The organism is Hyphomicrobium sp. (assembly GCF_035548195.1).
Taxonomy (GTDB): Bacteria; Pseudomonadota; Alphaproteobacteria; order Rhizobiales; family Hyphomicrobiaceae; genus Hyphomicrobium_B.
In genome coordinates this window covers 203583-218045 of record NZ_DASZTY010000022.1, presented here as the reverse complement: position 1 = coordinate 218045, position 14463 = coordinate 203583, and the positions used below count along the sequence as shown (strand labels likewise).

18 protein-coding genes are annotated in these 14463 nt (G+C 58.7%); 12 read left to right on the top strand and 6 right to left on the bottom strand.

The genetic code is table 11. From position 1 onward, the window contains the following. Positions 1 to 19 precede the first annotated feature (19 nt). The 4 genes from VHB22_RS08170 (at position 20) to ybgC (ending at position 3111) form a co-directional block, all read left to right on the top strand. Complete coding sequence (locus VHB22_RS08170; RefSeq protein WP_325456464.1) at positions 20 to 445, top strand: hypothetical protein; 426 nt, start codon at positions 20 to 22, stop codon at positions 443 to 445. A 100-nt stretch (positions 446 to 545) separates the two neighbouring features. Further along, positions 546 to 1592 (top strand): Holliday junction branch migration DNA helicase RuvB, encoded by a 1047-nt coding sequence (gene ruvB, locus VHB22_RS08165; protein ID WP_325456463.1) that lies wholly within the window; start codon positions 546 to 548, stop codon positions 1590 to 1592. Positions 1593 to 1699: 107 nt separating this feature from the next. Beyond that, positions 1700 to 2635 carry a metallophosphoesterase gene (locus VHB22_RS08160; RefSeq protein WP_325456462.1) on the top strand — a complete coding sequence of 312 codons (936 nt, stop codon included), beginning with the start codon at positions 1700 to 1702 and terminating at the stop codon, positions 2633 to 2635. Continuing rightward, positions 2632 to 3111 carry a tol-pal system-associated acyl-CoA thioesterase gene (gene ybgC / locus VHB22_RS08155; RefSeq protein WP_325456461.1) on the top strand — a complete coding sequence of 160 codons (480 nt, stop codon included), beginning with the start codon at positions 2632 to 2634 and terminating at the stop codon, positions 3109 to 3111. Before VHB22_RS08160 ends, ybgC begins: the two co-directional genes overlap by 4 nt. Here ybgC and VHB22_RS08150 read toward each other — a convergent pair. From VHB22_RS08150 to VHB22_RS08125, 6 genes are read right to left on the bottom strand one after another with little or no spacing between them, the layout of a single operon-like run. Beyond that, on the bottom strand, positions 3108 to 3398 hold the full coding sequence (locus tag VHB22_RS08150) for a hypothetical protein (RefSeq protein WP_325456460.1): 291 nt from the start codon (positions 3396 to 3398) through the stop codon (positions 3108 to 3110). The genes ybgC and VHB22_RS08150 overlap by 4 nt on opposite strands. After that, a complete protein-coding gene (locus tag VHB22_RS08145; protein ID WP_325456459.1) occupies positions 3395 to 4075 on the bottom strand; it encodes a hypothetical protein in 681 nt (226 codons plus the stop codon). Before VHB22_RS08145 ends, VHB22_RS08150 begins: the two co-directional genes overlap by 4 nt. 59 nt (positions 4076 to 4134) lie before the next feature. Further along, the gene (locus VHB22_RS08140; protein ID WP_325456458.1) at positions 4135 to 5520 is read right to left on the bottom strand and encodes an APC family permease; all 1386 of its coding nucleotides are present in this window, start codon (positions 5518 to 5520) and stop codon (positions 4135 to 4137) included. Then, entirely contained in the window at positions 5517 to 5702 is a 186-nt protein-coding gene (locus VHB22_RS08135; protein ID WP_325456457.1) for a hypothetical protein, read from the bottom strand. Before VHB22_RS08135 ends, VHB22_RS08140 begins: the two co-directional genes overlap by 4 nt. A 9-nt stretch (positions 5703 to 5711) precedes the next feature. Further along, positions 5712 to 6098 (bottom strand): hypothetical protein, encoded by a 387-nt coding sequence (locus tag VHB22_RS08130; RefSeq protein ID WP_325456456.1) that lies wholly within the window; start codon positions 6096 to 6098, stop codon positions 5712 to 5714. A gap of 11 nt (positions 6099 to 6109) precedes the next feature. Further along, a complete protein-coding gene (locus VHB22_RS08125) occupies positions 6110 to 6412 on the bottom strand; it encodes a hypothetical protein (RefSeq protein ID WP_325456455.1) in 303 nt (100 codons plus the stop codon). A 703-nt stretch (positions 6413 to 7115) separates the two neighbouring features. Here VHB22_RS08125 and tolQ point away from each other — a divergent pair. From tolQ to ybgF, 8 genes are all read left to right on the top strand, one after another. Then, a complete protein-coding gene (gene tolQ, locus VHB22_RS08120) occupies positions 7116 to 7832 on the top strand; it encodes a protein TolQ (RefSeq protein ID WP_325456454.1) in 717 nt (238 codons plus the stop codon). Positions 7833 to 7836: 4 nt separating this feature from the next. Further along, positions 7837 to 8289 carry a biopolymer transporter ExbD gene (locus VHB22_RS08115; RefSeq protein WP_325456453.1) on the top strand — a complete coding sequence of 151 codons (453 nt, stop codon included), beginning with the start codon at positions 7837 to 7839 and terminating at the stop codon, positions 8287 to 8289. A 2-nt stretch (positions 8290 to 8291) separates the two neighbouring features. Continuing rightward, the gene (gene tolA / locus VHB22_RS08110; RefSeq protein ID WP_325456452.1) at positions 8292 to 9452 is read left to right on the top strand and encodes a cell envelope integrity protein TolA; all 1161 of its coding nucleotides are present in this window, start codon (positions 8292 to 8294) and stop codon (positions 9450 to 9452) included. Positions 9453 to 9522: 70 nt separating this feature from the next. Next, positions 9523 to 10881 (top strand): Tol-Pal system beta propeller repeat protein TolB, encoded by a 1359-nt coding sequence (gene tolB / locus VHB22_RS08105; protein WP_325456451.1) that lies wholly within the window; start codon positions 9523 to 9525, stop codon positions 10879 to 10881. A gap of 256 nt (positions 10882 to 11137) precedes the next feature. Then, the gene (locus VHB22_RS08100) at positions 11138 to 11272 is read left to right on the top strand and encodes a hypothetical protein (protein ID WP_325456450.1); all 135 of its coding nucleotides are present in this window, start codon (positions 11138 to 11140) and stop codon (positions 11270 to 11272) included. A gap of 512 nt (positions 11273 to 11784) precedes the next feature. Beyond that, positions 11785 to 12297 carry a peptidoglycan-associated lipoprotein Pal gene (gene pal, locus VHB22_RS08095; protein WP_325456518.1) on the top strand — a complete coding sequence of 171 codons (513 nt, stop codon included), beginning with the start codon at positions 11785 to 11787 and terminating at the stop codon, positions 12295 to 12297. 162 nt (positions 12298 to 12459) lie between these two features. Next, positions 12460 to 13263 (top strand): OmpA family protein, encoded by an 804-nt coding sequence (locus VHB22_RS08090; protein WP_325456449.1) that lies wholly within the window; start codon positions 12460 to 12462, stop codon positions 13261 to 13263. A gap of 169 nt (positions 13264 to 13432) precedes the next feature. Beyond that, positions 13433 to 14458 (top strand): tol-pal system protein YbgF, encoded by a 1026-nt coding sequence (ybgF, locus tag VHB22_RS08085; protein ID WP_325456448.1) that lies wholly within the window; start codon positions 13433 to 13435, stop codon positions 14456 to 14458. Positions 14459 to 14463: the final 5 nt, after the last annotated feature.

Below are 14463 nucleotides of genomic sequence, written 5' to 3'. Positions count from 1 at the left end.
AAAAGAGGTCGAAGAAATCGTGAAAGACGTAAGTAACGGTCAACGCGCGATCTGGATGGTTTTGATCACGTCGCTCGCGACGCCGTTTTTTGCGAGCCTCATCTGCATTGCTCTTGCGCTCGTAAGACCCGCGACGGATTTCATGATGCCGGAGCCGGTTGCCGGACCGCTGGGCGAATTTGCCGTCGATGTTTTTGCCTGGGCCGCGTTGCCTTCGACGGTCGGCGCGATCGCACTCTCGCCGTTCGTCCTACAACATGGAACGTATTCTTGGCTGCACGCTGCGGTCGCGGGGGTCTTGGCGTTCATGGCCGCCGCGATCATCTTTCCGCTCCCGATTGAAGGCGCGTTGCCGTTTCTCGCCTTTCTCTCTGGCCTGATCTCCATCGGCATCCGGGCGATGTTGATCCGTGGGGGAATCCTGCTCCCTGCCCCAAAGGGGTGAGCGCAGGAGGCGAATCGAGTCGCCGCGTTATGCGCCTTTATCCCGTGGGGCTCGGCGCACTCCGCTTGACGCGACGGCCGAATAGCCCCACGAACAAACCATGACCGACCGCCTCGTCAGCAGCGCGCGCAAGGAAGTGGACGCCTTCGAGGCGACGATCCGCCCGCAGTCGCTCGACGAATTCATCGGTCAGGAACAGGCGCGTGCCAACCTGCGCGTTTTCATTGCGGCGGCGCGCGGACGCGGCGATGCTCTTGATCACGTCCTGTTTGCCGGACCGCCGGGCCTCGGCAAAACAACGCTTGCGCAGATCATGGCCAAGGAACTCGGCGTCGGGTTTCGCGCGACCTCGGGGCCGGTGATCTCTAAAGCCGGCGATCTCGCGGCACTTCTGACGAACCTCGAAGAGCGCGATGTTCTTTTCATCGATGAAATTCATCGCCTGAACCCGGCCGTCGAAGAAATCCTCTATCCCGCGATGGAAGATTTCCAACTCGATCTGATGATTGGTGAAGGTCCTGCTGCGCGCTCTGTGCGCATCGATCTTCCGAAATTCACGCTCGTCGGAGCAACGACGCGCGCTGGCCTTTTGACCAATCCGCTGCGCGATCGCTTTGGCATACCCATCCGTCTGAACTTTTATTCCATTCCGGAATTGGAGCAGGTCGTCGCGCGCGGCGCCCGCGTGCTTGGCGCCAGCATGGCTTCCGATGGTGCTCATGAAATTGCGAAGCGCTCGCGCGGTACGCCCCGCATCGCCGGTCGGCTTCTGCGCCGCGTGCGCGATTTTGCGGCAGTCGAAGGCGCGGCCGTCGTCAATGCCGCCGTCGCCGATAGGGCGCTGAAAATGCTGGAGGTCGATGGCGAGGGTCTCGACGCGCTTGATCATCGCTATCTCGGATGCATCCTTAACAATTACGAAGGCGGCCCGGTCGGCATCGAGACATTGGCAGCCGCGCTTTCCGAGCCGCGCGACGCACTAGAGGAAATCGTCGAGCCATATCTCCTGCAGCAAGGCTTCATCAGCAGAACCCCGCGCGGCCGCGTTCTGACGCTAAAGTCATACCGCCATCTCGGCGTCAGCGGCCCGGCGCGCTCCGCAACCCCCGACTTGCCGATCTTCGATGACGGCCGGGACGAGACTTAACGACGCTCCAGCCACATTCCCCCGAGAAATTCACGGTTTGGCCAGCTTATTGCAGAACTTTCGGGCTGAATGCGTAGAGTGCGCTGCCCCACTCCAGGAATTCCTAGATGATTAGCCGCCGTGACATGCTGAAGATGCTCGCTGCCTTAGGGGTAGGCTCCACGGCGTTGAGCAGCTATGCCGTCGCGGAATCGTTCCGGGAGCGCGTAACGCATTACCGGCTGTCGCCTCCGCGTTGGCCGAAAGATTTGAATCTTAAATTGGCTGTTCTGGCCGATCTTCATATTTGCGAACCGTGGATGTCGATCGACCGCGTCCGTGCGCTTGTCGAGCAGACGAACAGTCTCCAACCCGACGCGGTGCTATTGCTAGGTGATTATGTCGTCGGCCGGACACTCGGGAGCATATCAACGTCAGTCGCCGCCGAACGATGGGCGACGGTTTTGGTGGATATCAAAGCGCCGCTCGGCGTACATGCGGTCCTCGGTAATCACGATTGGTGGGCCGACTCCGAAGTTCAGCAACAACGCTCCGGCTTGCCTCGCGCTGGACGCGCGCTGCGATCCGCCGGCATACCGGTCTATGAGAACGCCGTCGTGCGTTTGCAAAAGGATGGCCGGCCGTTCTGGCTGGCGGGCCTTGGAGATCAGCTCTCGTTCCAGACAAACGACGATGATGACGAAATGGCGAAGTCTAATCTGTTCGGCTGCATCGGCACCGACGATCTTCCGCGCACGTTGGCGCAGGTATCGGACGAGGCGCCGGTCATCTTGATGGCGCATGAGCCGGACATTTTTCCGAAGGTGCCCGACCGCGTTTCGCTGACAATCTCGGGGCATACGCACGGCGGGCAGGTTCGCATCTTTGGATATGCGCCGGTTGTCCCCTCCCGTTTCGGAAACCGTTACGTCTACGGACATAAGATCGAGCGGGACCGCCATCTGATCGTCTCGGGCGGCTTGGGCTGTTCCTCGCTGCCTGTCCGTTTGGGTTCGCCACCTGAAATCGTCATGATCGAACTTGGCGATGGAGGCGAGGGGTGAGCGATCACAAGTGGCCGGATCTCGCGGGGCGCATCGTTCGAGACGGCGACGGCGGCCAACGCCATATCCTGCCGGTTCGCGTCTATTTCGAAGATACTGACGCTGGCGGCGTCGTCTATCACGCATCTTACGTGCGCTTTTGCGAGCGCGGCCGTACAGATTTTCTGCGCCTGCTCGGAACCGACGCGCGCCGTCTAATCGACGGTTCCGACAGCCGAGAGCCTGCGGCGTTCGTTGTTCGCCGCATGTCGTTCGATTTCTTCCGCCCGGCACACATGGACGATTTGCTGGAGATCGAAACGCGCGTCAAGGAAATCGGCGGCGCGAGCGTCACACTCATCCAAACCGTGATGCGCGAGGGCAAACGTATCGTCGAAGCCGAGGTGACGGTGGTTCTTGTATCTATGTCGGGCAAGCCGTTGCGCTTAAGCGACGCCGTACGCGGTGCCTTCCGTGCGCACACGCGTATCGACTAGGACGGATGCTTCCGCTTCCAGACTTCCCACTGCGTCCGCGCAATTCGATACGCGTCCGGAATGGAAAGCGCCCACACGAAAAGTCCGATAGCCGTACGTCCGATAAACGAGCGCTCCGGCGCCGAGATCTGCCATGTGAGCAGCGATAAAAGTAACGTGAACATCGCAAACATGAATCCGCGCTGCGGTTGCCCGACCGCGACATGCCCCATGCCGGGAAGAACGATCGCAATGGCAAGAACCAGATATGGGTTGAGCGGCTTGCGCTCCGCGGGGGACGCATTCATGCAGCAGTCACCAGATCGAGATCAAGCACGGCGCTTTCAATGCGCGAGATTTCATCAATGGCGTTTTTCAACTCCTGAGCCTCTAGTCTCGCGTTCTCAAAAACGGATTGGCGAAGAATGAGATGTTGTCCCCGGCTTCCTTGTGACAGCTGGCGCACGATCCGCACGCCGCGAGGACAAACGACAACCTCCTTGATCTTGGGATCGCGAAGCAGTGCGGCGACGTCGGGAGCGATAAGTTCGAGAGTTCGTCGTGACGCTGCCCCCTGGCCTTTGATTAAGCACGCCTCAGGAAAATCTGCAGGTATTGGAATCTGGTCCCGCAAACGATCGGTCAGCGAGTAATAGTCGGCGCCGGAAGGACGGACGAGGATACCAACGCTGCCGCAGACCGACGGCAAATCGCGTTTCAGCGTCACGTCGAACCAGAGTTGCGGCAGTCGGCGGAAAGTTAGCGTATCGGGAATGAGGGTGACCCGATATGCGCGACCGCGGTGGGTCCCTTCGATCTTTGGAAAGTCGGATGGTTCGATAGAGATCTTACCCGTATCGAGTACGCTCAATGCCGGATCGAGAATCGAGTGTCGCGCCTCCGCTGCGGCGCGAGCCTCATGGCGTGCCAGCGCCGCAATCGCGGCAATGCCGGTGCAGGTGAGAAATCCAAGAGCCAGCGGCATCGGTCATCTCCGAAAGAAGTGGCGCCTCGGGAGGAAGCGCCACTTGAGTTTTGGGGACTTCAGTAGCCTACAGGGCGCGGCCAGTTCATCGTGAACTGATCGCCTCTTCGGACGTACTTGTAACGGTGGAAATGGAACCAGAGCGAGGCGACGATGAAGAACACCATCATTGCAACGAGCTGCGTGCCATAACCGAGAAACACCGCGAAGTACGTCGTGGAGCAAATCGCCAGCAGAACGAGCGCCGGCAATGGATGGAACGGATGCACATATCCGCGCTTGATCGTGTCGAGCGGCCATTTCTGCCGGAAGAAGATCACCTGGATCGACATGTAGGTGTATTCAAGCAGACCCGACAGGATCGAGAACGTAATCACCTGATCGAGCGGCGCAAAGTACGCGAAGATCAGTGCGACAGGCACTAGGAACACGATCGAGCGGAACGGCGTCCTGTTCTTGGGATGCACCGCGCCGAACCATGTCGGCAGATAGCGGTCGCGGCCCATCGAGAACCAAGCGCGCGAAGCATCGTTGATGCAGCCATTAGCCGACGCGAGCGTCGAAAACATCGTTCCGATGAAAAGCAGGACCATCAGCGGTGTCGAGCTGGTCAGCCGTGCGGCATCGAAGAGCGGTGTCGTCGCCTGCCCGAGGTATTCCCAGGGCATCAGGCCGGAGCATAGATACCACGTCATCGTTGCCGCGATGAGCAGCGTCATGATGCCCGTCATCGTGCCGAGCGGCAAAGACCGCGCAGGCGACCGGACTTCTTCTGCAGCCTGACACGTCCCTTCGATTCCGAGATAATACCAGAGACCGAAGTGCAACGACGCGAGCACGCCGATCCAGCCATAGGGCAAGCCGTTCAGAATCTCCTTATGATGGAGCAGCTCCGTCGACCAAGGCTTGACGCCAAGGAACAGGACGACGACCGCGATGAACGCAATCGCTGTCAGGACCAGGTTCACCGTCAGCGTCGCATAGACGCCGCGATAGTTGAGCCACGCTAGAAACATGATGGTCAACACGATGAATGGCTTGTCGTGAGCTTCTGCAAAGCCAGCCATTTGCCCGACGGTCTGAACGAGATACCCGAGCGTGATGGCATTCGCAGCTTCTAGCATCGTGTAGGCGAACACGAGATAGAGTCCGACGTTGAACGCCATCAAGGGACCGATGATGTGTTTTGACTGGGCATATTGCCCGCCGGCGGCAGCAACGGTGGACGTCACTTCCGAGTCGATCATCGCGACGCAGGTATAAAGAAGGCCGGCGGCCCAGCAAGCGATGAGAGCTGCGATTGCGCCGCCTTTGCCGACGGCGAAATTCCAACCCATGTATTCGCCGACGAGCACGATGCCGACACCCAAGGCCCACACGTGTGCCGGGCCGAGAACGCGGAGAAGTGAGATCTTCTCCCCATGGACAGCTGTAGCTTGACTCACAGGTGGCCCCCTTGGTGTGGTGGATCGATAACGAGTGCATCGTCGATGTCGCCTTCCCGAGACGACGTGAGAAGGTCTTCGCTGTACTTATGATTGGTCATGACCATATCGATGAGCATGTAGAGGCCGAGCGCAAAGGATAAAGCCCAAGCCGCGTATTCAAGGATTTGCCAATTGTTCATCGCGGGTACTCACTTTCTGCCGAAGCGTTCTTCGATGACTTCGATGTATTCTTTCTTCGAGAACGCAAACAGCAGCACGAAATAGCCGATCACCACGGCGGCGGTGATCGCGAGTTCGAGCGGACTGAAGCTGTAGTCGAAGCGCGACGTGATCAGCGGAGCAGCGGTATCTGGGTGAAAACCAAGTTTCTCCCATTGCGCGGCTTGAACTGCATTCTGTCCGAGGCCGGCCCACGTCGATTTGTCGGCAATCGGAAGTTCGATTTTTCCGCCGCCGGCAAGCTTGAGATAAAGAGGAGTGAACAACGCAGCTAGCACAAGGACGAGCAGGAACAGACTGTCGAAAAGCTGGCCGGCAGCAGATTGTTTGGGAGGTTCGTAATGCGGCTTTTCCACGGTGCTACCTCTCAATTACGGGATTTTTTCTTGGCCAGATCGACGTAGTGCAGATCGAGCCCATAGATTTCGCTGCGCTCCTCGCTGAGATGCGCGACCATCGCCAGGATTGCGGCGGTGTTGAAGAGAAGGACGAGCGCTCCGAATGCTGCGAGCGTCCATGTGACTTCGGGCGTCCCGAGATAGTTCTTCACCTCGTAGAAGACGAAGGCATAAAGAGCCCACAGGACGATAACAGCGACGAACGACCAGTTCCGGTCGCCCGAAAACAGCTTTCCTATTCGTGGATCGTCATGAAGGATTTGCTTTTGCATTGGCGTTTCCCTTTGGGATTTTTATCGATTTGCACGTTGGAAATGATGGGCGGTGAAACCCTCTTTTTTTTCGACGTGGAGCTGAGCTCGGGCGGCTCGGAATGTGTCACTTTGCCCGATTGCCGAAGCGTTTCTTAACCCCACACCAACTCACGCAGGAGTTGGCTCTTAGTCAACTTTTTTTCGTAGCATGAAAACAAAAATCGATGACGCGACGCATCATAGTGAGCGGCATCAAATACGGATTTTTCTATATAACGTAGGATGTTATATCAAATAATGCGCTGCGAGATGCACAGATTTTAGGCTCGTAGCCCATTAATTGCGCAGCGCACAGGGGCGCAAATTTTAGGCATAGTATTTAGGCGACTCGGCGCTCACGCGATCGATGGCGCCGTTAGAAAGGGAATTTCTTCCCTTCCAAAGCTCTCGCTGAGGGCAACGCCGACATTTTGCGTGGATAAACCACGGGCTGCGCCACTACAGCGGCAGTGTCTGAGCCCTTGTTTGGTCATATTGCGCGGCGAAAGCTCTGATCAGAGAGAGAAGCACATGCGGCGGGGCATGGCTGCCGGGGTGAACGTCATTACACCGACAAACGCTATCGCGCGTGAACCCGCGGCGCGCGATCTCAGTTGCGGGCCGACCGTAAAATCTTGTGCGCGCCTCACCGGCGCTGCAGTTCTTCGACATGGATGGTGAAATGAATCCCGCGGATGTCGCTCAAGGCGTCGTTGCCCCGGTCAATGCGGCCGGGTTCTCCTTCGTCGAGCTGTTTCTACAGGCGAGTATTGTGGTTAAGGTCGTGATGACGGGGCTTGGACTCGCGTCGATCTGGTCTTGGGCGATCATCTTCGAGAAGCTCTTGGCGTTCCGGCGCGCGCGCGTCGAAAGCGATCGCTTCGAGCAGCTCTTCTGGTCTGGCCAATCTCTCGATGAGCTCTACGCTAATCTCTCGCGCGGCCGCACGATCACGATGGCGGCATTATTCGTGGCCGCGATGCGCGAATGGAAACGGTCGGTCGAAGGAAGCATTCGCGCACTCGGCGGTATTCAGTTGCGCGTCGAAAAGGTGATGGACGTCACCATCAGCCGCGAGATGGAACGTCTTGACCGACGTCTTCTCTTCCTCGCGACCGTCGGCTCGACCGCGCCGTTCGTTGGCTTGTTCGGAACGGTATGGGGCATCATGACGAGTTTCCAATCGATCGCTGTCTCGAAGAACACCTCTCTCGCAGTCGTTGCGCCGGGCATCGCCGAAGCACTGTTCGCTACGGCGCTGGGCCTGATGGCAGCCATTCCAGCCGTCATTTTTTATAACAAATTTTCCGCGGATTCCTCTGCAATCTCACAGCGTCTGTATGCGTTTTCCGATGAGTTCGCCGCGATCGTATCGCGCCAGATCGACGTGAGGACCTGATCCCATGGGTGCAAGCGTAAAGATGGGTGGTGGCGGTGGACGCGGCCGTCGCCGCGCGCGTCACGCGCCGATGAGCGAGATCAACGTCACGCCGATGGTCGACGTGATGCTTGTGCTCTTGATTATCTTCATGGTCGCAGCACCGCTGTTGCAGGTCGGCATTCCTGTTGACCTCCCCGAAGCGAAGGGGCAGCAGATCCCGACGCCGAAACAGGAACCCGTCGCCGTCACGGTGAAGGTCAATGGCGACGTCTTCATCGGCGACAGTCAGGTCCAGCTCGACGACATCGCGACCAAGCTCAAGGCCATCGCCAAGAATGGCTACGACGAGACGATTTTCGTGCGCGGCGATAGAGGCGTTCCCTATGGCATTGTCATGAAGGTGATGGGACGCATCAACGACGGCGGTTTCAAAAAGCTGTCGTTTGTTCTCGACCAGGAGAAGGGAGGCACTTAGCCGTGCCCTTCGGACTTGTTCTGTCCTTGGCCTTCCACGCCGCGCTGCTCGGGTGGGCGCTATTTTCCATGCGCACTGTCCCGCCGCTCACGCCCGATACGCCCGCGATTTCGGCCGACATCATCACGCCGTCGGACTTTCTGCGTCTGAAACAGGGAAGCGAGGACGCCAAGAAACTCGAAACAAAGGCGAAGGACGAACCCAAGCCCGACGACAGCAAGAACGATACGAAGAAGCCCAGCAACGCTGCGCCTCCTCCGCCACCGCCCGAGGAAGAGGTCGCAAAGGCCGAGCCGCCGCCGGAAGCAGAACCGCCGAAGCCTGCCGAGCCTCAGAAGGCGGACGACCAACCGAAGCCACCTCCATCCCCGGATCCTATCGCGAAGAAGCTGGCGGAACCGCCGCTTCCGAAGCCTGAGCCCGGGCCGACTCCGGACGACAAAAAGCTCTTGGAGCAAAAGCTCGAAGAGCAGCGCAAAGCAGACGAAGCCAAGAAGAAGGCCGAAGAAGAAGCAAAACAGAAAGCGAAGGAAGAAGCGAAGAAAAAGGCTGAGGAAGAAGCCAAAAAGAAAGCCGAGGCGAAGAAAAAAGCCGAGGAGGCCGCGAAGAAGAAGCGCCTCGCCGAATTAAAGAAAAAGAAGCGCGAGGAAGCTAGGAAAAGGGCCGAGGCCGCGAAGAAAAAATTCGATCCGAGCAGGATAGCGTCCATTCTCGACAAGTCTCCCGATGACGCGCCGCCGAAAGCGCTCATCGATAAGGACCCGAGAAAGAAAGGCCAGCAGGCGTCGGGATCGAGTAAGACCAGCGACGAGTTCGGCCAGGAAGCCGGAACAGCGACTGGACGCGACACCGTTTTATCGCTGCGGGAGCAGGATATGCTGAAGGGCATGCTTAAATCGCAGCTTAACGGCTGTTGGCGGCCGCCGGGAACGGGCGGCGGCGAGGAAGTGCCTGTCGTCGAACTGCACTGGACGATGAACCCCGACGGCAGCGTCGCCGGCGAGCCACGCGTAACCTCGGCCCCCCCGACGACAGCAGGCCAGGTTTATGCCGAAGCCGCGCTCAGAGCCGTGAAGATGTGCTCGCCCTTCAGGTTGCCGCCCGACAAATACAACGCGTGGAGAAGCATCGACTGGACGTTCGATCCGCGCCAAATGTTGTAATCGCCCAAAAGTTGCTTCAATCCACCGCGATGCGAAGTTTCCACACCGTACCGAGAGCCTGAGCCAACGAATGACAGATGAGATATCGCGCATGATCTGGACCCACGGCCCGAAGCGGACGCTAGCCTTCCTCGGTCTGTCGATTCTGAGTTTGCTCTTTGCCGCAGGCTTGACGACCACGGCGGAGGCGCAGCTCAAGGGCACGCAAACGCAAGGAACGATCGCGCCGATTCCGATCGCCATACCCGTCTTCCTCGGAGACGATCCGCAGATGGCAAACAACATCTCGGACGTGTTGCAGGCCGACCTCGAAAGATCGGGATTGTTTCGTCCGCTCGATCGTGCCTCCTTCCTTGAGCAGGTGAGAGACGTCAACACCGCCCCTCGCTTCAACGACTGGCGTTCGATTCAAGCTGACGCGCTTGTGGTGGGACGTGTCGTCAACGGTGGCGACGGGCGTGTTGGTGCCGAGTTCCGCTTGTGGGACGTGGCCACGGGAAAGCAACTCGCGGGTCAGAGATTTTCGACGTCCGCGCAGAACTGGCGGCGCATCGCCCACATGATTGCGGATAGCGTCTATGAGCGGCTGACCGGCGAGAAGGGCTATTTCGATACGCGCATCGTGTTCGTCGATGAAACCGGCCCGGCCCAGAATCGGACGAAACGTCTCGCGATCATGGATCAGGATGGCGCCAACGTTCGTCTGCTGACGCAAGGCAAGGAATTGGTGCTGACGCCGCGATTTTCGCCGACGAACCAGGAAATCACCTACATGTCGTACACGAGCGACCAGCCCAAAGTCTTCATCATGAACCTTGAGACGGGCCGCCGCGAGCTTGTCGGCGATTTCCCCGGTATGACCTTCGCTCCGCGTTTTTCACCCGATGGGCAAAAGGTGGTCATGAGTCTCGGAACACCCGACGGTCGCTCCAGCATCTACGAGATGGACCTTCGGACGCGTCAGCCGCGGCGACTCACCCAGTCGACCGGCATCGATACGAGCCCGAGCTATTCGCCTGACGGAAACCAGATCGTCTTCGAGAGCGACCGCGATGGATCTCAGGCGATCTACGTGATGAACGCAGACGGGTCGGGTGCCCATCGGATCTCGCAAGGAGGCGGAAGCTACTCGACGCCCGTCTGGTCGCCCCGCGGCGACTATATCGCCTTTACCGAGCAGACCGGCGGCCAGTTTCTGATCGGCGTCATGAAGCCGGACGGATCGGGAGAGCGGGTTCTGACGGAAGGGTTCCATAATGAAGGGCCGACCTGGGCTCCGAATGGCCGCGTGTTGATGTTCTGGCGCGACTCGCAAGCCAACAACGGCGGGCCTCACATATTTTCCGTCGACATCACCGGCTACAACGAGCGCGAGGTGAAGACGCCGTCCTTCGCCTCTGACCCGGCCTGGTCACCGCTTCTGAATTAACACCTTGTTTACGAACGCTGCTCCGAAGGTGAGTCAGGGCGCGTTGGTTGCGGGTAAAAAACATGGTTAAAACAAACACTTGGATGGCAAATTATCGACCCGAAAAGTGTTGACTTTCTCACACGCGTCGTCGTTGCATTTTCGCATCTATTAGGTTGGAAAACTTGACGTTTGTTGCCTCGCACCTTGATCGCCGCACGGCCTGCCGGTACCCCAGAGTACGGCTTTTGCCGGAATCGTATCAGGAGATATGACCATGCAGGGTGTGAAGGGGCTGATCCTTTTGTCAGCGGTTGTCGCGGCTATTGCGGTTGGCGCATGCCGTCGCGAAGCTGAGCATGTTCCTTTGAAGCTCGGCGGTCCGACCGCTAGCAGCCAGGCTGTTCGCTAATAGCGGATTGCTTGATTCAAAGGACTACCATGAAGAACGTAACCGTTTCAGCCTGGGCTGTGCGCAAGCGCTAGCTGCGGATCTGGGGGCTGCGTTTTTCGTGTCTATCTTCAAGGCCGAGTTGCTGGCGATTCTCTCGCCATCACCTCGGTCTTGAGCTTTTTAGGGCCCATGCCATCGAGGCCGTGAATATCGAGGAAAACTCCGCCGGAATTGTGTACATTGGCTGGCCGTATTTTGAGGCTGGGATAATCTCGCCAGATTCGAATTGGTCGCACACGCACGATAATAGGGCGATGCTATCAATCGTCGGCAGGCTGAAGGTGTCGTCGCGGAGGCGTCTGTTCGTTCGTACGATGGATTGAAATTCGCTGTGAATCCGCGCTTTCGGCCACATTTTCGGCTGAACGCTCCACTAAGTGCTGATGCACAAGCGACTGCCTCTCGCCGAGCGAATGAGACTATATGTGGCTTGCCTGAGAGTTGCGGTCGAGACGAAAGGGACAAACGAAATGCTGGCACCGATTGCGCGGTTGAGTCTGCGCCTCGCCGCCGTTTCGATTCTTGCGGCAACTCTCGGTGCGTGCGCCGGAAATAAGGACATGCAACCGGACGCGTTGAGCGGTAAGTACGGCGCCGCGACGCCCGGATCGCAGCGCGACTTCGCTCAGAACGTGGGTGATATCGTCTATTTCTCGACCGATTCGATCGACCTGACGCCAGAGGCACAGCAGACGCTGACCAAGCAAGCCCAATGGCTGCAACAGTACCCGCAATACGCGATCACGATCGAAGGTCACGCTGACGAGCGCGGCACGCGCGAATACAATATTGCGCTTGGTGCGCGTCGCGCTACGACCGTACGCAACTTCCTATCCCAGCATGGCGTCAACGGAGCACGCATTCGGACGATCTCCTATGGCAAGGAGCGGCCGGTTGCAGTCTGCAACGACATTTCATGCTGGTCGCAGAATCGCCGGGCGCAAACCGTGTTGAATAGCGGCGGAGTTGTGAGCCAGCGTTAAGTCTGGTGGTCGTCTGCTGCTATTTGCAATTCCATGCGATTTTCCAACTTGCGACGGCGGGTTGGCTCAAATTAGCCACACGCGCGAATACCTTTTGACCTGCCATAATTCGGCAAAGTTTAGCCCAATTGGAGCACCATAAGGAGCACGAGGTCTAATTCCGTGCCCCTGCAAATGTATAAATTGCGGTCTTCAAAGTTCGTGCATGGCGTCTTGGCGGCAGCATTCGCGGTCATGCTCGCCTGTCCTTTGACCGCCAGTGCTGAGGACGATGACGGCGCCAACGGGGAAACCCCGGCAGAACTTCTCATTGACGGTACTGATGCTCTCCACGATCACGCCGACGATTCGGCACGGCGTCTTTTTGAAAAGCTTATTGCACTGTTTCCGGCATCCTCCGAGGCCGCACGAGCCAGGATCGCATTAACGGCACTCGACAACGGCGACGACGATGACGAGCGCGCCGCGATTCGCGCGGACGAAGCCGAGCGCACGCTCGAATACCGCCACGCATTTCTGATCAACGCCGGCGATCGCGTTTTCTTCGCCGAGAACAGCTCGAAGATCGGTGGCCGCGCTCGCAGCATTATCGAAGCTCAAGCGCGCTGGCTGAAAGCACGTCCGGGCTTGACGGTAACGGTTATCGGTCGGTCCGACGATGGAGGCGACCGCCGCGCCGCGGAGATGCTGTCGCGCGAGCGTGCGGAAGTCGTCCGCGAGCGTCTGATCGCAGCTGGGCTTGACCCGAGCCGTATCCAGATCCGGCCGGTCGGAAACGATGACCGCGTTGCGCTCTGTTCGTCGCCATTATGTCAGGCACAGAATCGCAATGCAGAAGTTTTCATCAATGATTTGCGGGATCAGGAACAGCGGCGATTGAGCGCGGAGAAGCGGCATACAGGGGGCGCGAAGACGTCAATGGCGCCTGCGGCTGAAAGCAGTCTATCGGACCAGATACCGCAATAGCGCGTCCGGCTCTCATTAACGCATCACCGGGCGGGGAAGGGCACGATTCTTCGGTTGATTTTGCCCAAGAGGGGGCGCACGAGAAGGTCCGGCGGCTTTGGCTCCAATCTGGAGCGGCGTCGGCAATCGAATGTGAGAAGAGTGGATTATGACGGAGCAAAGCCGGGGCATGGCTAAGCTTATGCGGATTTCAGCGGGACATGGACTTTCGGTAGCAGCGCTTGTGCTCGTTCTGGCCGTCGCGCCTGCATACGCCCAATCGAAGGGGAAAGCGGCGAGGTCCGGCGCTGCGGCGCCTGCGGCTGGAGACGCTGGATTGCAGGCCCGCGTTCAATCGCTGGAAGAGCAACTCGTCGACATGCAAGTCATCGTCGGCACACTTGAGACGCTCGCAAAGAACGGTGGTTCGGCGCCCGCACCATTTCCCGCATCGTCTTCGGGTGGCGATGGCGACGCCGCGCGGATCGAAGGTCTCGAGACACAGGTACGCGCGCTGACCACGGAGGTCCAGCAGCTTTCCGATCAGGTGAGGAGCCTCGGCGGCACGCCTCGCCGGTCGGAAATCGCGCCGTCGTCGGACACGGCATTGAATGGTCAGGGAGCTTACCCGCAAGCGCAGCCTTCCGCCGGCACGGCAACGCCAGGCTTTGGGTCGACCACGGTCTCAAGCGGCAACGATGCCATTGGCGGTTTCTTAAATAGCGATGGCGCGCAACAGGGGCAGGCATCCACCACTCTGCCTGCGCCCGGTGCCCCCGCTGCAGCGCCGGTTGCGACTGCCGCATTGGCGCCGGCAAGCGAGACGAGCAACGATCCGAAGCAGCTCTATGAAACCGCCTACGGATATCTCCTTCAACGCGACTATGGCGCCGCCGAAACCTCATTCGACGAGTTCCTGAAAAAATTTCCGAATGACTCGCTTTCCGGAAATGCCCAGTACTGGCTCGGCGAAACGCATTTCGTGCGCGGCGAATATAAAGCGGCCGCAAGCGCTTTCCTAAAAGGCTACCAGACATACAAGCAAAGCCCGAAAGCACCGGATAGCCTTTTGAAACTCGCTATGTCGCTTGATCGGCTTGGGCAGAAGGATGCGGCGTGTGCTTCGTTCGGCGAATTGTTGAGTAAATTTCCAACCGCACCTCAGAGCGTAAAGGCGCGTGCGCAAACCGAACGCCAGCGCGTTGGATGCCAATAGGTAAA